Origin of the sequence: Synechococcus lacustris Maggiore-St4-Slac (assembly GCF_024345595.1) — a bacterium.
Classification (GTDB): Bacteria; Cyanobacteriota; Cyanobacteriia; order PCC-6307; family Cyanobiaceae; genus Synechococcus_D; species Synechococcus_D lacustris.
Genome location: NZ_JAGQBK010000002.1, coordinates 58,072 through 79,585, shown reverse-complemented (window position 1 = coordinate 79,585; position 21,514 = coordinate 58,072). Strand labels below are relative to the sequence as shown.

23 protein-coding genes and 2 tRNA genes are annotated in these 21,514 nt (G+C 53.1%); 14 read left to right on the top strand and 11 right to left on the bottom strand.

The genetic code is table 11. The features are described from left to right. Position 1 precedes the first annotated feature (1 nt). Genes mtnC through KBY68_RS02055 form a run of 4 tightly spaced genes read right to left on the bottom strand, consistent with a single transcriptional unit; the run spans position 2 to position 2,416 of the window. Positions 2–724 carry an acireductone synthase gene (gene mtnC / locus KBY68_RS02070; RefSeq protein ID WP_255095735.1) on the bottom strand — a complete coding sequence of 241 codons (723 nt, stop codon included), beginning with the start codon at positions 722–724 and terminating at the stop codon, positions 2–4. Further along, a complete protein-coding gene (mtnB, locus tag KBY68_RS02065) occupies positions 721–1,341 on the bottom strand; it encodes a methylthioribulose 1-phosphate dehydratase (RefSeq protein WP_255095734.1) in 621 nt (206 codons plus the stop codon). The genes mtnC and mtnB overlap by 4 nt, the downstream gene beginning before the upstream one ends. Then, positions 1,335–2,201 carry a DNA-formamidopyrimidine glycosylase gene (locus tag KBY68_RS02060; RefSeq protein WP_255095733.1) on the bottom strand — a complete coding sequence of 289 codons (867 nt, stop codon included), beginning with the start codon at positions 2,199–2,201 and terminating at the stop codon, positions 1,335–1,337. Before KBY68_RS02060 ends, mtnB begins: the two co-directional genes overlap by 7 nt. Before the next feature lie 5 nt (positions 2,202–2,206). Further along, positions 2,207–2,416 (bottom strand): photosystem I reaction center subunit IV, encoded by a 210-nt coding sequence (locus KBY68_RS02055; protein WP_106499784.1) that lies wholly within the window; start codon positions 2,414–2,416, stop codon positions 2,207–2,209. A 177-nt stretch (positions 2,417–2,593) separates the two neighbouring features. Between KBY68_RS02055 and KBY68_RS02050 the strand changes: the two genes are divergently transcribed. After that, positions 2,594–3,556, top strand: a complete 963-nt coding sequence (locus KBY68_RS02050) for a hypothetical protein (protein ID WP_241537101.1) — start codon at positions 2,594–2,596, stop codon at positions 3,554–3,556. Positions 3,557–3,594: 38 nt separating this feature from the next. Next, positions 3,595–5,268: a RecQ family ATP-dependent DNA helicase gene (locus tag KBY68_RS02045; RefSeq protein ID WP_255095732.1), complete on the top strand. Its 1,674-nt coding sequence runs from the start codon at positions 3,595–3,597 to the stop codon at positions 5,266–5,268. A 526-nt stretch (positions 5,269–5,794) separates the two neighbouring features. On the opposite strand, the gene KBY68_RS02035 is transcribed toward KBY68_RS02045, so the two are convergent. Then, positions 5,795–7,159 carry an aldehyde dehydrogenase family protein gene (locus KBY68_RS02035; protein WP_255095731.1) on the bottom strand — a complete coding sequence of 455 codons (1,365 nt, stop codon included), beginning with the start codon at positions 7,157–7,159 and terminating at the stop codon, positions 5,795–5,797. A gap of 83 nt (positions 7,160–7,242) precedes the next feature. On the opposite strand from KBY68_RS02035, the gene KBY68_RS02030 reads away from it, so the two are divergent. Genes KBY68_RS02030 through KBY68_RS02010 form a run of 5 tightly spaced genes read left to right on the top strand, consistent with a single transcriptional unit; the run spans position 7,243 to position 12,211 of the window. After that, positions 7,243–8,268 carry an amino acid ABC transporter substrate-binding protein gene (locus KBY68_RS02030; protein WP_255095730.1) on the top strand — a complete coding sequence of 342 codons (1,026 nt, stop codon included), beginning with the start codon at positions 7,243–7,245 and terminating at the stop codon, positions 8,266–8,268. Positions 8,269–8,275: 7 nt separating this feature from the next. After that, positions 8,276–9,238, top strand: coding sequence for an ABC transporter permease subunit (locus KBY68_RS02025; protein WP_315855641.1), 963 nt, complete (start codon positions 8,276–8,278; stop codon positions 9,236–9,238). After that, complete coding sequence (locus tag KBY68_RS02020; RefSeq protein WP_255095729.1) at positions 9,235–10,437, top strand: amino acid ABC transporter permease; 1,203 nt, start codon at positions 9,235–9,237, stop codon at positions 10,435–10,437. The genes KBY68_RS02025 and KBY68_RS02020 overlap by 4 nt, the downstream gene beginning before the upstream one ends. Further along, positions 10,434–11,180 carry an amino acid ABC transporter ATP-binding protein gene (locus KBY68_RS02015; RefSeq protein WP_315855640.1) on the top strand — a complete coding sequence of 249 codons (747 nt, stop codon included), beginning with the start codon at positions 10,434–10,436 and terminating at the stop codon, positions 11,178–11,180. The genes KBY68_RS02020 and KBY68_RS02015 overlap by 4 nt, the downstream gene beginning before the upstream one ends. Next, complete coding sequence (locus tag KBY68_RS02010; protein ID WP_106499789.1) at positions 11,180–12,211, top strand: DUF475 domain-containing protein; 1,032 nt, start codon at positions 11,180–11,182, stop codon at positions 12,209–12,211. Before KBY68_RS02015 ends, KBY68_RS02010 begins: the two co-directional genes overlap by 1 nt. Here the strand turns inward: KBY68_RS02010 and KBY68_RS02005 are convergent. From KBY68_RS02005 to KBY68_RS01995, 3 genes are all read right to left on the bottom strand, one after another. Next, positions 12,205–12,483, bottom strand: a complete 279-nt coding sequence (locus KBY68_RS02005) for a hypothetical protein (protein ID WP_255095728.1) — start codon at positions 12,481–12,483, stop codon at positions 12,205–12,207. The genes KBY68_RS02010 and KBY68_RS02005 overlap by 7 nt on opposite strands. Positions 12,484–12,533: 50 nt before the next feature. Further along, positions 12,534–12,605 (bottom strand) — tRNA-Thr (locus KBY68_RS02000). A 7-nt stretch (positions 12,606–12,612) separates the two neighbouring features. Beyond that, positions 12,613–12,694, bottom strand: a tRNA-Tyr gene (locus tag KBY68_RS01995). 68 nt (positions 12,695–12,762) lie between these two features. On the opposite strand from KBY68_RS01995, the gene aroQ reads away from it, so the two are divergent. Then, positions 12,763–13,206: a type II 3-dehydroquinate dehydratase gene (gene aroQ / locus KBY68_RS01990; RefSeq protein WP_255095727.1), complete on the top strand. Its 444-nt coding sequence runs from the start codon at positions 12,763–12,765 to the stop codon at positions 13,204–13,206. Next, positions 13,203–13,826, top strand: a complete 624-nt coding sequence (locus KBY68_RS01985; protein WP_390634973.1) for a MiaE family protein — start codon at positions 13,203–13,205, stop codon at positions 13,824–13,826. The genes aroQ and KBY68_RS01985 overlap by 4 nt, the downstream gene beginning before the upstream one ends. 14 nt (positions 13,827–13,840) lie before the next feature. Here the strand turns inward: KBY68_RS01985 and KBY68_RS01980 are convergent, their stop codons facing one another. Next, positions 13,841–14,416, bottom strand: a complete 576-nt coding sequence (locus KBY68_RS01980) for a 1,2-dihydroxy-3-keto-5-methylthiopentene dioxygenase (protein WP_390634972.1) — start codon at positions 14,414–14,416, stop codon at positions 13,841–13,843. A 60-nt stretch (positions 14,417–14,476) separates the two neighbouring features. Here KBY68_RS01980 and KBY68_RS01975 point away from each other — a divergent pair, with 60 nt between their 5' ends. Both KBY68_RS01975 and KBY68_RS01970 read left to right on the top strand, forming a co-directional pair. Next, positions 14,477–15,226 (top strand): SAM-dependent methyltransferase, encoded by a 750-nt coding sequence (locus KBY68_RS01975; RefSeq protein ID WP_241537097.1) that lies wholly within the window; start codon positions 14,477–14,479, stop codon positions 15,224–15,226. After that, positions 15,223–15,855 (top strand): DUF4079 domain-containing protein, encoded by a 633-nt coding sequence (locus tag KBY68_RS01970; protein WP_255095726.1) that lies wholly within the window; start codon positions 15,223–15,225, stop codon positions 15,853–15,855. The genes KBY68_RS01975 and KBY68_RS01970 overlap by 4 nt, the downstream gene beginning before the upstream one ends. Here the strand turns inward: KBY68_RS01970 and KBY68_RS01965 are convergent. After that, positions 15,808–17,829, bottom strand: coding sequence for a glycosyltransferase family 2 protein (locus KBY68_RS01965; RefSeq protein ID WP_255095725.1), 2,022 nt, complete (start codon positions 17,827–17,829; stop codon positions 15,808–15,810). The two genes, KBY68_RS01970 and KBY68_RS01965, sit on opposite strands and share 48 nt — an antisense overlap. Before the next feature lie 23 nt (positions 17,830–17,852). Beyond that, positions 17,853–18,809 (bottom strand): tRNA dihydrouridine synthase DusB, encoded by a 957-nt coding sequence (gene dusB / locus KBY68_RS01960; protein WP_255095724.1) that lies wholly within the window; start codon positions 18,807–18,809, stop codon positions 17,853–17,855. 12 nt (positions 18,810–18,821) lie between these two features. On the opposite strand from dusB, the gene KBY68_RS01955 reads away from it, so the two are divergent. The 3 genes from KBY68_RS01955 to KBY68_RS01945 are packed head-to-tail and all read left to right on the top strand — an operon-like array spanning position 18,822 to position 21,492. Continuing rightward, positions 18,822–19,217 carry a DUF1823 family protein gene (locus KBY68_RS01955; protein WP_315855639.1) on the top strand — a complete coding sequence of 132 codons (396 nt, stop codon included), beginning with the start codon at positions 18,822–18,824 and terminating at the stop codon, positions 19,215–19,217. A 47-nt stretch (positions 19,218–19,264) separates the two neighbouring features. Continuing rightward, entirely contained in the window at positions 19,265–20,626 is a 1,362-nt protein-coding gene (der, locus tag KBY68_RS01950) for a ribosome biogenesis GTPase Der (RefSeq protein ID WP_106499796.1), read from the top strand. Then, positions 20,626–21,492, top strand: a complete 867-nt coding sequence (locus KBY68_RS01945; RefSeq protein ID WP_255095723.1) for an energy-coupling factor transporter transmembrane component T family protein — start codon at positions 20,626–20,628, stop codon at positions 21,490–21,492. The genes der and KBY68_RS01945 overlap by 1 nt, the downstream gene beginning before the upstream one ends. Positions 21,493–21,514 lie beyond the last annotated feature (22 nt).

Here is a 21,514-nt window from a genome sequence, read left to right as displayed (position 1 = left end):
GTTATTTTTGGTTCCCTAGTTCAAGTTCCAAACTGCTGAAACTTGTAACCACGTTAAACAAGTTATTGTCAATTATAAATTTGTTTCCAGCGCGCTGGCTGCCACAGGTTTGGTAGCCAGCTTTTTTTGCAGCATTTAATTCTTCTGGTGCATCACTAATGAATAGCAAAGCATCAGCTGGGATCGCCATGGTTTTCGCCAGCTGTGAATAGCTGAGCTGATCTAGTTTGGAGCCCAAACGGGTATCAAACCAGTTGCTAAATAGTTTGCTTAGATCGCCCGCTGAGCTATTGCTATAGAGCAATTTTTGTGCTGCCACTGAGCCTGAGGAATAAACAGCTAGTTTTAAACCCATTTGATGCCAGTTGTTTAATGCCTTGCCAACATCATCAAAGAGGGGTGCTTTTAGCTTGCCGGCGCCATAGCCCTCTTGCCAGATTATGCCTTGTAGTTCCTTTAAAGGGCTGAATTTGCGATCTTGTTTAATCAGCCATTGCAGGTAGCTAGCTATTTCTTTAGGTGCCCCCTTTGTTGGCTCAATTTGCATCGCTTGCTTTACCTCATCCCATAACTCCTTTAGTTGTTCATCCTGGCTATGTTCAGCTACAAATTTTGGTAAGGCCTGGTGGGCATAGGGGAAAAGTTCATTGGCAACAAAATCAATCGGGCAGGTGGTGCCCTCTATGTCGAGCACCACACCTTTTAAGCCATTGAACTTGATCATGGCTTTATTCCTAAGCCTTCAAGTATTAATTGTCGCCACTTTTGCTCCAATAGGAATTCGATAATTTCAAGATGGCGTTTTGCCTGAAATAAATTTTCACCCCAGGCATATAAGCCATGGCCAGCGATCAAAATTCCCTTTGGAGCCCCTGGCAATAGCGGTGCAGCCGCTGCGCTTAATTCGGCAAGATTTTGATTATTTGCAAGCACTGGCAGCAGCACACTTGTGGCGTGGCTTTTGATCCCTTCAAGGCCCTTAAGCATTTCTAGATTGCTTAATTCCAGCCCCCCTTTTGATAACGCCCATTGCGATAACAGGGTGCCAGCTTGGGAATGGCTATGCAGCACAGCACCTGCGTTGCAATATTGAACAATTGCAAGGTGCATCAGGGTTTCGGCGCTGGCTTTGCCACTGCCCTCAAGCACCGTTCCCGCTCCATTCACCAAGATCAGTTCGCTCTCTTGGAGCTGCCCCTTATCCACGCCACTGGGTGCCATCCATAGTTGCAATGGATCGCGCTGCAAAACACAACTGAAATTACCGCCGGTGCCATCGCACCAGCCCCTTTGCTGCACGGCAGCCATCACTTCAATGAGGGCTGCTTTGGGATTCAGCATTGACACGTAGGGCACCAGTGACTGCTTCTGCCACCTAGTTTCTCTCGCCGCAGGATGCTGCCGCATTTACGGCATGGTTCACCACCGCGGCGATAAACCCAAGCCACACCTCCATAGTTACCGTTATTGCCCTTTAGATCACGGAAGTCGCTAAAGGTGGTGCCACCGGCGCCAATGCTGGCCTGCAACACCTCCACCAAGCAGCTATGTAATTTTTCAAGTTGAAGCAAAGAAAGCTTGCCACTGGCGTTGTGGGGCTGAATGCCGGAGAGAAACAGGCTTTCATCCGCATAAATATTGCCCACCCCCGCCACTAGGGATTGATCAAGCAGGGCATTTTTGATTGGTCTGCTTGAGCCTTTCAGGCGCTGCCTCAGGTAGTTGGCATTGAAGGCAGTGCTAAAGGGTTCCGGCCCTAACCGTTGCAGGCCAGTGATTATTTGCTCAGTGGCACAGCCCATGGGCACAAACCAGAGTTCGCCAAAGGCGCGCAGATCAACAAAACGCAACTCCCTCGCTTCTGCCTGGGGGCCGTGGCGTCCCAAAAACTGCACCCTTGTGTGGGCGCAGGCGGGCTTTTCAGCTTGTTTAAACCACTGGAATTGGCCCGTCATACGCAGGTGGGCCCCCAGTTCACCGGCGGGCTCGCTGCCTCGGCTCAAGGATGCGATCAAATACTTACCGCGCCGCCGCCAGGCGCTGATGCAGCATCCGGCTAGGCCTGCTGCAAAACCATCCGGATCCCCCTTAGGGGCCGCTACGGCACGGCTGCGTAATACGCAAACCTCGTCTACCACAAAACCATCCGCCTGCTGCTCAAGGCCGCGGCGGACGGTTTCAACCTCTGGAAGTTCAGGCACCCACTTCAGGCGGGATCGAGTTCAGCTTCCGAAAAGTTGTTGGTGTTGATGCCGCCATCAACGCCGGAAAAACCGTTGTAGTTCACCTTTTCAAAGCGCACCACCACTGGGTAGCGGATGCCTGAGGTGTCGATAGAAGCCACGGTTCCCACTTCGTTGAACCAATAGGACTCAGGACGCTTGATGCGCACCTTGTCGCCGCGGGAAATTGCCATCGCAGGGCCAGGGTTAGATCTGTCTGCCTGAAATTACCTAACCCAAGCCCCAATGCCGATCTCCCGTCATGATTCGTCGCGGCCTTTGTGCAATTTGTTTTGGTAGCTGCTCCCTCCCTGGAACCACCGGTGCTCCACCTAGACCTGCCTGATCCTGGTAGGGATGATCTCAGCAGCATGGAATTCCATGCTCGCCTCGAGCAGGCATGGGAGCTTTGTGATCGTTTCGACCTTCAAACCGAAATTTGGCGTGGTCGCATTCTTGGCTCCGTGCGCGACCGTGAAAAGCGCGGTGGCGAAGGCAGGGGTGCTGGCTTTTTGCAGTGGTTGCGCGAACGGGAAATCAGTAAAACCAGGGCCTATGGCTTAATTCAGCTTTCTGAATCAGCCGACAGCCTCGTGGGCGGTGGCCTGTTGCAGGAAACCAGCGTTAATAATTTTTCTAAGCGCGCTTTTTTAGAAACAGCCCAGGCAGATCCTGAAGTGCAGCAATTAATTAGTGAAGCTGCCAATGAAGGCCAACAGATCACCCGCACCCAGGTGCGTCGCCTCAGTGATGAATACACCTCCGCCACCAGTGAACTGCTGCCCCAGGTGATCCGAGAGCGCACTCAGCAGAACCTCCTGCCGCCCAAGGTGGTGGCACCGCTGGTGCGGGAATTAGCGCGGCTTCCAGAAGCGCAACAGGAAGATCTGCGCCGGGTATTGAAAGAGGAGCCAGAGATTGAAAGGATTAAAGACGTAACCCTCACCGCCCGCTGGCTCACCAAAGCGGCAGAAGCTGGCTTGGCGGTGCGGGCCCTGCAACATGAATCCATCGACCTGGAAAAGGCGATGCAGGAGGCCCAACGCCTAGACATGCTCGGTTTGGTTGCTGATGTGGTGGGACAAGCGCAGCAATTGGAACAGGCAGTGCTCAAGCTCCACACCAGCTGGCGGCGGCTCGGCGGTTTACACGAACGGCTGTGGCTTGAAAGCGGCAGTAGCACCCCCTATCTGCGCAGCCTCCTGCAGGGTTTGGAAAGCCTTAGTGGCTCAAACCTGAGGGTTTCCCTTGGTGAGCTGGCCGGTGGCAAAAAACTGCGCTTGCAATTGGTAGAGGAAGCCGCAGATCAATTGGAAGCACCTCCAATGCCCTAGGGCCTTGCCTGGCCATAACCAGCCGGTATGGTCCTCCGGTGAGCACTTTTAAAGCAGAAAACCCAAGCGAGTTAGCCCCTGAGGGGGATCGGTTGCTTGAAATCCTTCGCAATAATTTCGGCCATAGGCATTTCCGACCCGGCCAGCGGGAGGTGGTGGAAGCGCTTTTGATGGGCCGCGATTGCCTAGCGGTGTTACCCACAGGGGCGGGTAAATCCCTCTGTTATCAATTGCCCGCTTTGGTGCGCCAGGCCCTTGTGGTGGTGATTTCACCCCTGGTGGCTTTGATGCAGGATCAAGTGGCTCAGATGCAGCGCAGGGGCATTGCCGCCGCTTGTTTGCACGGGGGATTGAGCCCGGAGCAGCATCAACAATTACAGCTGCAATTGCAGCAACGCCAATTAAGGCTCCTGTATTTGGCGCCTGAACGCCTGAAGGGAGAAGCCTGCAGGCGCATGTTGGAGGAGCTCATCTACCAGGGCCAGCTGGTGGCGATTGCAGTGGATGAAGCCCATTGCATCAGCGCCTGGGGCCATGATTTCCGCCCCGACTACCGCCGGCTTGGCCAGTTGCGGCGCCTGTGCCCAGGGGTGCCTTTGGTGGCCTTGAGTGCCACGGCCCCGGCGCGGGTGCGGGCAGATGTAATTCGTTTATTGGAATTGAAACGGCCTTTGATCCAAGTGCGTTCTGCCCGCAGGCCAAATCTTGCCTACCGGATGATGTGGCGCCCTGAGGATCCATTGGCTTTTGTGCTTGATGCGGCTAGGGCGGCCCGCGGTGCGGTGCTGATCTACACCCGCACCCGCAGGGGGGTGGAACGCTGGGCGAACCTGTTGCGCAATGCAGAAATGCCAGCTTTGGCTTACCACGCCGGCATGGACGCTGAAAGTAGGTTGCTGGCCCTGCAACAGTTTCAGCAGGAACCCCGGCCGGTGTTGGTGGCCACCGTTGCTTTTGGTATGGGGGTAGATAGACCTGATGTGGGCTTGGTATTACATCTGGAGCTCCCCTCTAGCCCAGAGGGCTATCTGCAGGAATCGGGCCGGGCTGGCCGGGATGGCAAGCCGGCTGAAGTGGTGGTTTTATACCGCGATGGCGACCGCAGCAGCCTGGCCTGGGCCATCAATGCAGCCAAGGATCCAGAGAGTAAGTTGCGCAGCCGCCAGGCCCAAACCCAATTGAGGCTGATGGAATCCGTGGCAGAGGGGGCCAGTTGTAGACAACAGGCTCTATTGGCGGCCGTGGGGGAATTGGCCCCCACCTGCGGGAAATGCGACCGCTGCCTTAAGCCTTTAACCCTCATTAACAACGCCGCGGCGGCGATCGAATTACTAAAGCGTTTAGCCCTGGCACCAAAGGGCTTGGAAGCGGTTGGCTTGGCGGCTGAATTTGCTAGCGATGATCAGCCAGCTGCCCTATGGCGCTGGCACCTGCGGCGCCTGGTGGAGCTGGAATTGCTGGCCGACAGCGGCTCCGGGAAACATGTGTATCTCACGGAAGCTGGCGAGCAGTTACTGCGGCAGCCCAGGCCTCTGATTTGGCCTGAGCCACCGGTTCAACTATGGGATCAACCCTTTTGTAAGGAGGTGTCGCGGCAAACGGCACCCACCAGTTCTTTCTCAAATTCTTGCGAGGGGGCTTCCCAAGCTTTCCAGGCTCCAGCTGGCCCGGTTACGTTGAGTTTCTTGGCACCGCAATTAACGGCCACATAAAGGGGTTGCCCTTCTTTATTGATGCTTGGTGCCACAAGGCTGCCAGCCATGGTGCGCCAGTTTTTCCAATCCACCTGCAAGGGCCCGTAATGGCGCCAGTCGGGGGTTGCTGATTTCTTGGCAAGCAGCAGGGGAGTTGCTGGTTTTGTTTCTACTGGTTTAACAACAACTGGTTTTGCCTCCACTGGTTTAACAACAACTGGTTTTGTTTCTTGGGATTTCAGTGCAATGGGTTTTGCCTGCACTGGCAGTTTTAAGGCGGTGCCAATTTTTACCTTGTTTGGATCTTCGATGCTGTTGATGCTTATGAGGGTTGCCATGGGAACGCCATAAAGGCGTGAGATGGCGCTAAGGGTTTCTTTTGGCTGCACCACGTGGACGGGTTCCTCTGCCCGCAGGGGCAAGGCGGCAACCAGCAGCAGCAGGGCCAACAGGGGGGCGCGCATGGCTAGTGAAAGGAGGTGAAAGGGTTAGTGGCCGCACCTTAAAGAGCCTGGCGAGAAGCGCCAGTCCCCCTTGCCGTTGTTTAACCAAGAAAATGGCGCAACCAGCTAAGACGCCTGCCGTAAGGGGGGTAGCGAAAAGGTAGATCGAGTTGGAAGGGGCGTTGCAACACCGACCGTTGCTGGGAAAAGGTTTCAAATCCGCTGCGGCCATTGCCGTAACCCATGCCGCTTGCCCCCACCCCACCAAAGGGAAGGCTGGCGATGCCGGCTTGCAAGATCACATCGTTAAAAACCACGCCACCCGATTGGCTGCTTTGCAGCACTTCTGACTGGGCCTTGCCACTGCGGCTAAATAAATAAATCGCCAGGGGCTGGGGCCCTTGGTTCAGCTTTGAAAGGGCGGCATCTAGATCGGCCACCTCCAGCAGTGGGAGCAATGGCCCAAAAATTTCTGCCTGCATCAAGGGATGGTTTTCGCAGCAGGCCACAAGGGTGGGTGCGAAATAAAGATTTTGGCGATCCCTCTCACCACCGCAGATCAGCTCAGCGCCCTCCAGCAGGGCTGAAAGGCGATCAAATTGGCCTTGGTTAACCACCCGGCCATAGCTGCTTGAAAGGCTGGGATCAGGGCCAAAAAATGCTGCAATGGCAGCGGTTATTGCCTTTTCTAGCGGTTTCCTTAGGCCCGGTGTTACCAACACGTGATCGGGCGCAACGCAACTCTGCCCGGCATTAAAAAATTTGCCCCAAGCAATCCGTTTGGCACTTACTTCAAGATCGGCGTCATCAAGAACGATGCAAGGGTTTTTGCCCCCGAGTTCAAGCGTTACTGGAATCAATTGGGCCGCGGCTGCCTTAAGCACCTGGCGCCCAGCTTCAGCGCCGCCAATGAAAAAGACATGGTTGAAAGGCAGTTTTAGTAGGGCTTGGGCCGCATCTATACCCCCCTGAACAACCGTTGCAACGCTGGCATCAAAGTATTCAGCCACCAGCTGAGCCAGCAGTGCTCCCACATGGGGTGCCAATTCCGATGGCTTCAGCACTGCGGTGTTACCGGCAGCTAGGGCAGATACCAGGGGTTTCAGCAGCAACATCAGCGGGTAGTTCCAGGGGGCAATCACCAGAACGCAGCCCAGGGGTTGCGGTTGAACCCAAGCCCGCCCCGGCTGATAAACCAATGGCAATTGCATTGGTTTTGGCGCCATCCACCGGCGCAGTTGCCGTTTCGCCAAGTTCAGCTCATCGCGCACGATTGAAATTTCGAGGTAGGCCTCGAATTCCGGTTTGCCCAAATCGGCGGCCAAGGCAGCCTTTAGCTGCTCTTCGTGGTCTGTGAGCAAGAGGCGTAAACGCTCTAGTTGCCCCAGTCGCCAAGCCAAGGAACGGCTATGGCCCTGGGAAACCAGCAACCGCATCGGTGCGATTTGAACGGTTTGAACAGCCATGGGGAAGGGATGCGCTTAACGTTTGAAAAATTTTTGAGAGCGCTGTGAAAAGTTGCTTAAAGGCCCCTTGGGCAATTCTGCTCATGGGCCTAACCCTGGCCCTGGCAGGCTGCGGCGGTTCTGGGGAAGGGGTTGGCGGCGGGCGTTTAGATGCGATCAAAGCGCGGGGCAGCCTCACCTGTGGTGTAGACGGCAAACTGCCAGGGTTTAGCTATCAAGATAATTCAGGTAAATACGTTGGTATCGATGTGGATGTGTGCAGGGCTTTAGCTGCTGCATTATTTAATGATCCCAACAAAGTTGAGTATCGAGAACTAACTTCTAGCGAGCGCTTTACGGCCCTTGCCAGTGGAGAGGTTGATGTGTTGTCACGCAATACAACCCGCACCCTTAGCAGGGATGCCAAAGGTGGAAATGGCCTGGAATTTGCACCAACAATCTTTTTTGATGGCCAGGGGGTGATGGTGCCATTAGCCAGTGGCATAACAAACCTAAAGGATTTAGCTGGTAAAACAATTTGCGTTGAAAATGGCACTACCACAGAGTTGAATTTGGCCGATCGCTTTCGCGAGCTTGGCGTGCCATATACCCCAGTTAAATATCAAACCGGTGATCAAACCTATGGTGCTTACCTGCAAGGAAGATGCGCGGCTGTAACCAGTGATCGCTCTCAATTAGCCGCAAAAAAAACTAGCTTCCCCGATCCGGCTGCCCATACGTTGCTTCCCGATGTACTTAGTAAGGAACCTTTGGGCCCAGTAACTGTAAATAACGATTCCGGCCTCAGCGATGCTCTGCGCTGGGTGATATTTGCCACTATGCAGGCGGAGGAATCAGGTATTGATTCAAATAATCTCAAGCAGAAGTTAGCCTTTGCTAAGGCCAATCCAAATCAGGCTGATCTGCGCCGTTTTCTTGGCGTGGAGGGCGACCTGGGCGAACAGTTGGGGCTAAGCGCAGATTTTGTGCCTAGGGTTATTGCCAGTGTTGGCAACTATGGTGAGATTTATGAACGTAATGTAGGCAAAGCTTCACGGCTGAAGCTGGAGCGGGGTTTGAATAATTCCTATAAAAATGGTGGCTTGATCTATTCACCACCCTTCCGTTGAGTTAGTGGTGAGTTTTCCTTCAATGCCGGTGCCATGGTGGCGTGATAATCGCAAGCTGGGCTGGTTGATCCAGCTGGCAGCAGGTTTGTTTTTATTGCTTGCAATTGCTCTGTTGCTGGGCAATTTAGAGCGCAATCTCGCCCGCGCTGGCCTGCGGCTCACCCTTGGCTGGTTAAATCAACCAGCTGGTTTTGATATTGCTGAAACGCTTTTGCCCTATCGGGCAAGTGATAGCTATGGCCGCGCCTTGTTGGCTGGTTTTGTTAATACGTTGCGGGTGGTGGTTTCCGGTTTAGTGCTTGCCACTGCCCTCGGTGTAGCTGTTGGTGCTGCCAGCTTTAGTGGCAACCCATTACTTCGCGGTGTTACCAGGATTTATGTGGAATTGATTCGCAATATTCCTTTGTTATTGCAATTGGTATTTTGGTATTTTGCCGTTTTTCTTAGCCTGCCTTCTGCTGATCAAGCCCTGCAGTTACCAGGTATGCAGCTTGCTAAGAGCGGCATTTATCTATTTGGTGCAGATTTAGTTAATGGAGAATTAGTAGGGGGGCTGAGGCTTTCTTTGGAGCTAGCCGCTCTGTTAACGGGCCTTGTTGTTTATTCCGCTGCGTTTATTGCAGAGGTGGTGCGGGGTGGGATTGCCTCCGTACCCCTTGGCCAATGGGAGGCTGCGAAGTCCTTGGGTTTAAAGCCTTTGCAAATTTTGCGCCTTGTGGTGCTTCCCCAGGCCTTGCGGGTAATAGTTCCGGGGCTTAATAGCCAATATATTTCACTGGCTAAAAACTCATCATTGGCTGTTGCAATTGGCTATCCAGATCTTTATGCCGTTGCTGAAACTACCCTTAATCAAACCGGCCGCGGCATCGAGGTTTTTCTGTTGTTATTAGTGGTTTATTTAATGCTTGATTTAGTGATTTCAGTTGTGATGAATGCGATTGATCGTTTGGTGAGGTTGCAGGAGAGATGAAGCGGCTAACCATAAGCCTGAGGCGTCAATTATTTGCCACTCCCGCCGATGGCATCATCAGCGTTGGTTTGCTCGCTTTGCTTTCGTGGGCCGGCTGGGGTGTGCTGAATTGGGCAATTAATAGTGCCCAATGGTTAGTGGTGCGCGCCAATGCGGCGGCCCTCACCATCGGCCGCTATCCAGAGGCTCAGGAATGGCGCCTTTGGTTGCTTTTGGGCATGCTCACAAGTTTGGCTGGCCTTAGTTGGGGGCGGCTGCGGGGCGCCAGCGGCTGGCCCCTTAATGATCGGATCGCCGCTGGTTTGTTGCTGGTACTCGCGGTAGGGGTGCCGCCCCTGCTGGCATTTGGGCCTTTAAACCAAATGCGCGTGCTGTTTTTACTATTGATTTTGTTGCTTGGGCGGCTGGCATTTAGCCATCGGCTTAGCCAAGCCTTAAGCAAGCGTTTTGGTGATTGGTGGGCCTTGATCTGGGGCGTGGCTTACGTGTTTGGTTTGTGGTTAATAGCCGGGGGGCTGGGGTTGCAAGCGGTGCGGCCAAGTGATTGGGGGGGCTTGCTGTTCACCTTATTAATCACCAGCCTCACCCTCTTGCTCGCCTTGCCTTTGGGGGTAATCCTCGCGCTTGGGCGCCGTAGTTCCTTGCCCCTATTTCGCTACATAAGCGTTGGGATCATTGAATTAATTAGAGGTGCACCATTAATAACCTTGTTGTTTCTTGGCCAGAACCTAGTTGGTTTTCTTGCCCCCAATGGCCTCGCTCCCGATCGGGTGTGGCGGGCAACAGGGGTATTAACTGTTTTTGCCGCCGCCTATTTGGCGGAGGCTATCCGCGGTGGCTTAAATGCGGTTCCCCGCGGTCAATTTCAAGCGGCCCGCTCCCTTGGGCTATCCAATGTTCACACCATGGCGTTGGTGGTATTGCCCCAGGCATTAAAAGTGGCGCTACCGGCGATGGGAGGCCAATGCATCTCCCTGCTGCAAGACACAACCTTGTTATCAATTATTGGCCTATTCGACCTCTTAGGCATAGCCCGCAGCGTTCTGGCCAATCCAGATTGGTTGGGGCGTTATGCGGAGGTTTATTTGCTCTTGGCAGTGCTCTACTGGTGTTCCTGTGCGGCATTGTCTTTAGGTAGCCGCGCTTTGGAAAAACGGCTTGCCTCCCCTGGCCTCCAATCCATTCCTAAACCCCAATGAACGCAACTAAGCAATTAATGATTGAAGCCAAAGGGGTTCAGAAGTGGTACCCCAATGGTTTTCATGCCCTTAGGGGGGTTGATTTAGAGGTGAATCGCGGTGAAAAGGTGGTGATTATGGGCCCCTCTGGTTCTGGCAAAAGCACCTTTTTACGCACTTTTAATGCCTTAGAGGATTATCAAGAAGGCACAGTTGTGGTAGATGGAATGGAGCTAAATAACGACTTGCGCAATATCGATGCTGTGCGTAAAGAGGTGGGAATGGTATTTCAACAATTCAATCTTTTCCCCCATCTATCGGTGCTTGATAACCTGTTGCTGGCGCCTATTTGGGTGCGTAAGCGCAACCGCGCTGAGGTGGAGCAGCAGGCATTGGCCCTATTGGAGCGAGTGGGCATTGCTGAACAGGCCCATAAGTTCCCCGGTCAGTTAAGTGGCGGCCAGCAGCAACGGGTAGCTATTGCAAGGGCCCTGTGCATGGAACCCCGCTTGATGTTGTTTGATGAACCCACCAGTTCTTTGGATCCTGAAAAGGTGAGGGAGGTGTTGGATGTGATGCGCCAACTGGCGATTGATGGCATGACGATGGTGGTGGTAACCCATGAGGTGGGGTTTGCCCGAGAGGTGGCAGATAGGGTGGTTTTGATGGATGAGGGCCAGGTGGTGGAAATAGCGCCGCCGGATCAATTTTTCAACCATCCCGAACACGAGCGCAGCAAGCGCTTTTTGGCACAAATCCTCTAATGCAGCGTTATCTCAAGTATTTGGTTTTCCCTCTGGGCTGTTGCGCCTTGGGCCTTGCTTTGGTGCTTGGCATGGCGGGGCTGGAGGCGGCTTGGATCACCTTTGTGTTGTTGCTGTTGGAGATTTCCCTCTCCTTTGATAACGCAGTTGTTAATGCCAGGGTGCTGGATCAGCTCACCGCAGGTCAGCAACGATTTTTTCTTACCTGGGGATTGGTGATCCCTGTTTTTGGTGTGCGGTTTGCGGGACCCCTCGCTTTGGTGTGCCTTGCCGGTGGCGTGGGGGTTGGCGAAGCTCTTGATGCTGCCTTGCATAATCCGCAGCATTACAAGGAATTATTAGATCTTGCCGAACCAAGAATTTTGGCCTTTGGCGGTATGTTTTTGTTGATGGTATTTTTGCGCTATTTCTTTAATGAAGCTAAAACATTGCATTGGCTTAAGCCATTGGAACGTCGCCTAAGTGCGGCGGGAAGGGTTGAGGCATTGGAGGTGGCATTGGCATTGATTTTATTACTGCTTTTAGTAGCTGCTCTGCCAGTGCGTTTGCATGGGGAGGTTTTAGTGGCAGGGGTGATTGGCTTGGTATTGCAATTATTAAGCACATCAATAGCGGAAGCCTTTGGCAGTGAGGAGGAAGCGGCAGGCCGTTTAGCAGCAGGCGGGGGGTTGGCCAGTTTGCTTTATTTAGAATTGCTAGATGCCTCCTTTAGCTTGGATGGCACTATTGGTGCATTTGCGATTACTACTAATTTACCTTTAATTCTTACTGGCTTGGGTTTAGGGGCCCTGTTTATACGCTCTTTAACACTTATGTTGAGCCGTGAAAAAGCCCTAGATAGTTTGGTTTATTTAGAGCATGGCGCTCACTATGCCATCGGCGCCCTGGGGCTGCTTATGTTATCTGGAATTCTTTTAAAGCAATGGCATATGCATCTACCTGAATGGCTGAGTGGTTTGATTGGTGTTGTTTTACTTCTACTGGCATTATTTGATTCTTTGCGCCACCGCCGCAATGTTTCAATTCAATAGAAATCCACTGGCCAGCCACCCCAGCCACCCCAACCAAAGCCGTCATAATCGTTGTTTATTCCCCAGTTTGGAGCATTCCAGCTGGATGGAGATTCATAGGGGCCAGGTCCCTTTGGCCCAGTGAGGCTGTTTATATTTAAAAAGGGTTCGGTTTGAATTTTACACGGACATATGCAGCTTCCAGTATTGCTTTGATAGCCAACTGTTGGTGGATTGCAAGCACAGCTGCAGGCTTGGGCAATCAGGCTGAAGGCCAATAAAAAAGTTTCCATTTACCGATTGTATAACTTTTAATCTTGAAAAACTTTAATTTGAACTTAAAAGCCCTTGACGAGAATTGAACTCGTGACCTCTCCCTTACCAAGGGAGTGCTCTACCGCTGAGCTACAAGGGCGTGTGGATGGGCCGGGTTGGATTTGAACCAACGTAGGCAGAGCCAGCGGATTTACAGTCCGCCCCCATTAACCACTCGGGCACCGACCCGCACCACACCCAAAGAATTTACCAGCGCACCCTGCTGCCCATACGATCAGTAAAGAAACGCTGCTGCCATGCGGATCCTCGTGCTGCACGGACCAAATTTAAATCTGCTTGGTAGCCGAGAACCAGGCCTCTACGGCAGCCATAGCCTGGCGGAAATCAACGCTGAATTAAGCCAAAGGGCCCTGCTCCTAGGGGTTGAGCTCACTTGCTACCAAAGCAACCATGAGGGGGCATTGCTGGATCGCATCCAACAGGCCAGTGGCGAGGAGGATGGCATCTTGATCAATGCCGGCGCCTACACCCACACTTCTATTGCTTTGCGTGATGCGTTGCTTGCGGTGGCGTTGCCCTATGTGGAGCTTCATCTGAGCAATGTGCATGCCCGCGAGGAATTCAGGCAAACCTCTTACCTTGCTGATCGGGCATTGGGTGTGATCTGTGGTTTTGGTGCCTCCAGCTATTACCTGGCCCTAGAGGCGGTGGTGGGACACCTAAAGGCAAAAAAACAGTGATTAGTGCAACGCCCACCCCAATTCGTTGGTTGGTGCGCCCCAGCAGCCGCCACTGGCTGGAGCAGGCGATTGCCCAACCGGAGCACCTACTAATCGACCATGCCCATTGCGAGCGCAAAGCGGCAGGTGCTGCGCTGCAATTGATGTTTAGATATCCATCCAATGAACTATTGGCAGCGGTATTAAGCCCATTGGCGCAGGAGGAGCTAGCCCATTTCGATCGGGTGCTCACCTTGCTGCAAAAGCGGGGGATTGCCCTAAGACCCCTGGCGGCACCACCCTATGGCGCTCAACTCGCGGGTCAAATCCGCAAGCAAGAGCCATTGCGCCAGCTGGATACTTTTTTGGTGGCTGGCCTAATAGAAGCCCGCAGCCATGAAAGGATGGCCCTGCTTGCTAGCAACCATCCCGACCAGGAATTAAGGGAGCTATATGGCAACCTACTTTCAAGTGAAGCAAAACATTTCGGCCTTTACTGGATGCTTTGTGAACGATATTGGCCAAGGCCGCAAATTATTGAAAGATTAGAGCAGTTGGCCCTGGCGGAAGTGGCTGCTCTAACAGGTGAACTGGCAAATCCAGAGGATTTACGTTTTCATTCCTTTGGGGTGGAACTTTAATAGGTTGGATTTTGTTAGTCAGCCAGCAAAGGGTAGTATTTCGCAATTTGATCACCGCTAAATTCTGCAACCCAGCCATCGGGATTATTAAAAAAGCGGATCGCGCAAAATTCTGGATTTTCACCCATATCAAACCAATGTTTAGTGCCAGCTGGCACACTTATCCAGTCATTGCGTTCGCATAAAACCTGTAAAACTTCATCGTTTATGTGTAAACAAAATAAACCGCGGCCCTCCACAAAAAAACGCACTTCGTTTTCTGCGTGGGTATGTTCAGCTAAAAATTTTTGGCGTAATGCAACCCGATCTGGGTGGGTTGGTTTCATGCGAATCGCATCGATGGTTTGATAATTGCCGTTTGCTTGCACCCTGGCGATTTCCGGCCCGTAGGCCCTAAGTATTTCCTCCGCTTCTGCATTGCTGCTTAGGTTTACCGGCGCTGGCCAACGTTCAAAGCCAATACCTTTTTCAGCCAGGGTTGCTGCGATCACCACGGGATCAATGCTGCTAAAAGATGGTTGGGGAGCTCGTTGACCTTCTGGTTGCTGCTGCAGATCTTCCCGATGCCTATAAACAGTGAGTTTGCTCACGGCAGCTGTTTTGAACGTTTATTACCAGCAGCTTAGAAAGGTATCTGCGGTGGATTCCATTTGAAGGCGGCGGCAGCCCTAACCCTTGTGGGGGTTGGGCCAGGTGATCCAAACCTATTAACGGTTGCAGCAGTGCAAGCCATCGCTAAAGCAGCTGTGGTGGCCTACCCCGTGGCCCAGCCAGGCGCTGAAGGTATGGCGGCTCGCATAGCCGCTCCGTGGATTACTGAGCAGCGTCATCTACCGCTGCTTTTCCCGATGGTGGCAGCAGCGGCACCACGGCTTGCGGCTTGGCGCACAGCTGCAGATCTATTAGCGGCGGAGCTGGCTAGGGCTGAGCAGCTGGTGTTGCTCTGTGAAGGGGATGCCTCCCTATTTGCCAGTTGCTCCTATGTGCTCCTGGAGCTTGCAAGCCGCTATCCCCAATGGCCTGTTTCTGTTATTCCAGGAATTACGGCAGTGGCTGCTGCAGCGGCAGCCGCATCCAGTTTGGGGATGCCCTGGCCCCTGGCTTTGCAAGATGAGGGCCTTTTGATTCGCCCCACCCCCAATAGCCAAGCAGCGCTCGAGTTATTGCTGGAGCAAGCCAAAGCAAGCAACACCGTGCTTGCTTTATTGAAGTTGGGTGAACGTTGGCTATGGGTGCAACCTGTGCTTGAGGCCCGAGGTTTACTAGCTGCCAGCTTGTTTGCCCAGCGGGTGGGTTGGCCGGATCAACTGTTGCTGCCAGCTTCTGAAGTGCCAGCAGCACAGAGGCCCTATTTTTCCTTGTTATTGATTCGCCAAAACTGGCCTGAGGTATTGCCTTGACAGCAATTAATTGGTTGGCGCTGTTGCATCCAGTGTTGATGATTCTGTTTGTTTACCCAGTGGTGGGTGCAACGATTCGGCTTGGTTTATTGGTTCGTGAAAGGCGTTTGGGGATCACCAAACAGCTGGCGGCGGTGCCGGTTGAACATTCAGACCATGGCCGATGGCTCACCGTGGCGGTGGTGGTGGTGGTGCTGATTGCTTTTGTGTATTCATTCCTTAAAGCTTGGTTTGATCCCGCTTTGGCTTTCAGCGGTGGCCTGCAACGGTTGGCTCTGCTGTTGTTGGTGGGAGCAGGCAGCTTGGGCTCAGTGTTGGCGCTAGCGCAGGTAAAACGCCCAACACTACGGGCAATTTTTGCGCTGCTCACCTGGGCTGGGGTGCTTGGCCTTGGCAGTGAGCCAGAAATTTGGCGCCTTAGCGACAACCCATTTAGTGCTGGTTTTTGGGGCTCCCATTATTGGAGTGGTGTATTACTAACGGGCTTGTTACTTTTCTCATTGGCGGCAAGGCCAGAAATCCATAGTTCAGTTCGTATGCGCAGATTGCATGTAACTAGTAATGTTTTAGTGGCGATACTTTTAGCTGTGCAGGCAATCAGCGGCACCCGTGATCTGTTGGGGTATTAAACTTCTACTGCCTGCTTTGGGAGTTTTTGGAAACCAGGCTAGGCGGCTTAATAATATAAAAAATGTTTTCCATTCAGGCGCTGCCTGCCGATCCGGCCAAGCCTTTGGTCGGCTGAACAACCAGTTCTTTAGGGCCTTTACCTCTTCCAGGTTATTTGCAAGCCAGTTAACACTTAAAATTGAGCCTGGAGTTATTAAGCCAAGCGGTATTGCCATTGGCACTATTGTTCCAGAGGTTTCATCATCTAGCATTAGTTTCCAGCCAGGGCCTTGGGGCCATGCAGATTTACAGCGTAAATCCGCACCTTTTTCGCTAATTGCATCGATTTTAACTGGAAATTTTTTGCCGGCTGGGTTTAATAAATAAGCTTCCATATGAATCTTGAACCAGGGTGTGGGGTCGGGGCAGGGGCGATCCCAGCACACCCTTAATGCCACCAACAGGCCAACTAAATTTAAGCTTGCCCAAAACAAACCTAAACCTGAACCCGCATCTGTTCTTATATTTAGGGCGCTGATAATTGCCAGAAGATTTATCCCATTTAGTAGCATCAACACAAGCAGCGGCATTGCTAGTTCGATTGCAATACCCCCCTTTTCCCGCACCCTATGTTTTGGTGTAATTCGAAAAGGTAATATTTTCCCTGCCAGGCTCAGGAAAACAGTGCTTGCCAAAGGAATAGCAAGAACCCAGCCTGGCAATTCTGCTAATAAAGCATGGCGGCTGCCGCGATTTAACCAGCCCACACTCAATAAAAATGCCAACCACAGCGGTAAAAGATTAGTAAGAAGTGCTGTTGTTGTGAAATGCACAGGCAGCACTCCAAGTAAACCAATGCTCAGGGGCATAAGTAATAATATTAATCGTGGAATAGTGTTAAACCAATGCAAGGCTCCTTCTAAATAAACCAGCCTTTGTTTCATGCTTAAGCCCTTAACTCGCAAGGGGCCTTGGGGTAATCGAAGCGCTTGAATTGTGCCTGCTGCCCAGCGTTGGCGTTGCCGCACAAAATCCAACATTGTTTCAGCGGCTAGGCCAGCGCTTAGCTTTTCGGCGGTATAAAGCAGTCGCCAACCCTTTGCCGTGAGGGCGGTGCCGGTAACAAAATCCTCTGAAATCGCATTTTCGATAAATCCGCCCACGTCATCAAGGGCGCTGCGGCGTGCCACAAATGAAGTGCCTGCGCAAACCACTGCACCCCATGCACTACGCACTGGTTCAATCCAGCGGTAAAAGCTTTCTTCATCAGGAAGCAGCCAAGCTTCTAAGCCAAGGTTCCTCATTATTGGATCGGCATTGAAAAAACATTGGGGAGTTTGCACAAGGCCAACATTGGGCTCCAGTAATAAACCAATGCAACGGTTGAGAAAATGTTTTTGTGGGATGAAATCTGCATCAAAAACTGCCACCAGTTCGCCAGTGGCATTAGCTAAACCTGCATTTAGGTTCCCCGCCTTGGCCCCTGAGCAACCACTGCGGTGCTGATAGCAACAGCCATATTGTGCTGCTAATTCTTTAACTTCCGCTCGCCCGGCATCATCCAAAACCCATAGGGTTCGATTCTTATATATGAGCTGATTGCAACCTTGAAGACAGCGCTCTAATACCTGTAATGGCTCGCCGCAGGTGGGTATCAATACGTCAACCCAGGGACGCCAATCGCTGGCTTCCCACTGAGCTTCTGCCTTAATTGCAGCAAGCCTGCCATCGCCATAGGGCTTCCACGAGAGCAAAATAGGCACGAGCCCACTTATTAGCAGCCATGCTTCTGCTGTTAAGAGCAACAGGCTTAAAAACGTAGAGGTTGGGCTTTCAAGGTTGAGGCTTTCTGTGCATCGCCAGTACAGATATCGCAAGCTGAATAGGCTAAGAAGCAGCAATAAACTGCGGCGCATCCAGAGGGGACGTTTCTCCTCTGGGACCCGGCTTAGCAGAGTTGGCCAAAGTAGCGCCAGCCAGATAACAACATCCATTAATAGTTTTCCTAATGCTTTCCCTAAGTGGGAGCAAAATTTTCTTGTGCCTGGTTTAACAAGTTTTGGGCCGCCGCTGCCGTGGGGGCGCGCATCAAGGCTTGGCGCAACTGCGCAGCACCACTGAAACCGTTGCAGGTCCAGCCCATGTGTTTGCGGGCGATCATCAGCCCGTGGTCGCCCCATTCACTAATAAGCATTTGCAGATGTTCGCCAGCTAAGGCCAAACGCTCTTGGCTGCTGGGTTCACCAGGATCAGGCTCACCATTGAGCGTTGCCTGCAAACGGCCCACCAGCCATGGCGCCCCCATGCTGGCCCTACCCACCATCACCCCGGCGGCACCGGTGATTTCAAGGCAGCGTTTGGCATCACTTGGGCTTGTGATGTCGCCATTAGCAATTACTGGTATGCGCAGCTGCTGCCTTACAGCTGCGATCGCTAGCCAATCGGCTTTGCCTTTAAAGCCCTGCTCCCGGGTGCGGCCATGTAAACAAAGCCTTTGGGCACCGGCTTCTTGAAGCAGTAAGGCAAAACCAATTGGGTTAGCTGAATTACAGCACCACCCCAACCTGGTTTTAACGGTTACGGGCACCTGAACTGCTTTGGCAACAGCTTCCACTATTTGGGCTGCTAATTCAGGGCTGCGAATTAAGGCGCTGCCGCCACCTTTACGGGCGATTTTGCGCACGGGGCAGCCCATATTGATATCAATTAGCACCGCACCACTTGCTTCCGCCCTACGGGCAGCCTCCGCTAAAGCAGTGGGGCGATGATCAAACAACTGCACCCCAACGGGGCCTGGTTCATTTGCCAGTTCTTCTACTTTGTAGCGGCCATGGCCCATTTCCAGGCTGGTGGCATTCACCATTTCAGTGAACAGCAGGGCATCGGGAGCCCAGCGCCGCACGAGCGAGCGAAAGCAACGGTCGCTTACCCCGGAGAGGGGAGATTGCAAAACTATTGGTGTAGCTATTTGCATTCAGTAGTTCCGATGGCAGCAGACCTAACCATTAATGATGAAATCCTTTGGCAAATCCTTGATGATCAGCTAAGTGATCGCCAGGTTTGTGAATTGATTTGGAAGCGCTTGGGTTATCAGCCGAGCAATTTAAATTTTGATGGGCATTCAACTGAAAATCCATGGCCAGCGGGGCCACTAACCCCAGCCCAGTGGCGTGAAGCCTATCCATCTGCCCCTGATTTCATTGCCAATAGGCCTCCGGTTGTGATGCTCACCCGTTCCATACCGGCTGATTTAAAGCAATTGTTGAAGGAGGAACTGGGTTTCAAAGGTTATCGAATAGGAGAATTGCAGCCGCGGCTAACCCGCAGAGCAACGGCAGTTAGCTGGCTATTGGCTTGGCGCCGCCAACAAATGAGTGTTTAGGCAGGCATGTAGGGTCGGTTAAATAGGTAACAGAGAGGAAAACAGCCGTGGCCCTGCCGGTGGTGGCAATCATCGGGCGTCCCAATGTGGGTAAGTCCACCTTGGTTAATCGGCTTTGCCGTAGCCGAGATGCCATCGTGCACGACCAACCGGGTGTTACCCGCGACCGCACATACCAGGAAGGCTATTGGGCTGATCGCACCTTCAAGGTGGTTGATACCGGCGGCTTGGTTTTTAACGACGACAGTGAATTTTTGCCTGAAATACGCGAGCAAGCCAAGCTCGCCATGGCAGAAGCAGCTGTTGCTGTTGTGATTGTGGACGGCCAACAGGGCCTCACCGCCGCCGATGAAAGCATCGCCGAGTGGTTGCGACACCAGAATTGTCCGGTGTTACTTGCGGTTAATAAATGCGAGTCGCCCGACCAGGGCCTCGCCATGGCTGCCGATTTCTGGACCCTTGGCCTTGGTGAGCCCTATCCGGTTTCCGCCATCCACGGGGCTGGCACCGGTGAACTACTCGATAAGGTGATCAGCTTTTTGCCTGCCAGCCAAGAATTAGAGGGCCTGGAGGAACCGATCCAATTGGCCATTATCGGCAGGCCAAATGTGGGTAAAAGCAGCATCCTCAATTCAATTTGCGGCGAAAATCGAGCCATCGTTAGCCCCATTAGGGGCACCACCCGCGACACGATCGACACCAGCATTGAACGGGAGGGTAAAACCTGGAAGCTGCTTGATACAGCAGGTATTCGCCGCCGTCGCAGCGTTTCCTATGGCCCTGAATTTTTTGGCATCAATCGCAGCTTTAAGGCGATTGAACGCAGTGATGTATGCGTTTTGGTTATCGATGCAGAAGAGGGGGTAACAGAGCAGGATCAAAGGCTTGCTGGCCGCATAGAAGAAGACGGCCGCGCCTGTGTGGTGGCAGTGAATAAGTGGGACCTTATTTCCAAAGACAGCCACACCCTGCCCGCCATGGAAAAGGAGTTGCGCTCAAAGCTTTATTTCCTTGAATGGGCGCCAATGTTGTTCATATCTGCGCTCACCGGCCAACGGGTGGAGCGCATTTTCCCATTGGCCGCCCTTGCGGTGGAGCAACATCGCCGCCGGGTGAGCACTTCAGTGGTAAACGAAGTGCTCAAAGAAGCCCTTAGTTGGCGTACGCCCCCCACCACCCGAGGTGGCCGCCAAGGCAAGGTTTACTACGGCACCCAAGTGGCAGTGCGGCCGCCAAGTTTCACCTTATTTGTGAACGATCCAAAGTTGTTTGGTGATACCTATCGCCGTTATGTGGAACGTCAAATCAGAGAGGGTTTGGGCTTTGAAGGTTCTCCCCTGCGCTTGTTTTGGCGCGGTAAGCAACAGCGTGATGCCGAAAGGGATCAATCGAGGGCTGCTGAACGTTGATGGATTGGCTGCGGCAACTTCCCATTGGCCAATATGTAGCTGGTGGGGGCTGGTTAAGGCAGCTGGATCCACGCCTTAAGTTCCTTTGGAGCTTGGCTTTTTTACTAACGCCAGTGCTGGCGGGGCCCGGCTGGCGCTTGGCCCTGGTGGTGCTTTTGCTGGCGCTTACTTTTTGCAGTGGCATCGCCCTGCGGGTTTGGCAACGCAGTTTGCCCGCCCTATTGGCCTTAAGCCTGGCGGTGGGTTTACTGGCTGCATTTTTGCCCAGTGGCCAGGAAAGACCCCTACCGCTGCAACGCCCCCCTGTGGAGCAAAAGTTGCCCGCCCCGCCAGCCTGGGTGATTTTTCAGGCGGGCCCTTTGCGCATCACTAAACGCTCGGCTGAGTTGGGTTTAAACACGGCAAGTTTGCTTTTTACGGTGATGCACAGCGCCAATCTGTTGCTGGTGAGCACCCCACCGGAGGAGTTGGCCTGGGGGATTAGTGCCCTGCTGCGGCCCTTGGAGCGCCTGGGGGTGCCGGTGCAAAAACTCGGCTTTCAATTGCTGCTGGCGCTCCGATTTGTGCCGCTTGTGCAGGAGGAATTACAAAACCTCACCCGTGGGCTGGCTACCCGCGCTTTGAACCTGCGGCAGCTTGGTTGGAAACAGTTGCTGGGGCTTGTGTTAGCCCTTGGTGAGAGGCTGCTTGCCAATGTGTTGCTGCGGGCGGAACAGGGGGCTGAGGCCCTATTGGCCCGCAGTGATCTGTGGCGATCGCCAGCGGCATTGCGGGTGCCCCGCAAACCATTGATCTGGTTGGATGGGATGGGCCTTTTGGCTTTGCTGTTGCTTATGGCGCTGCGAATGCGTTTTGGCAGCCTCTGAGATCTTCCACGGAGCAAGCCCC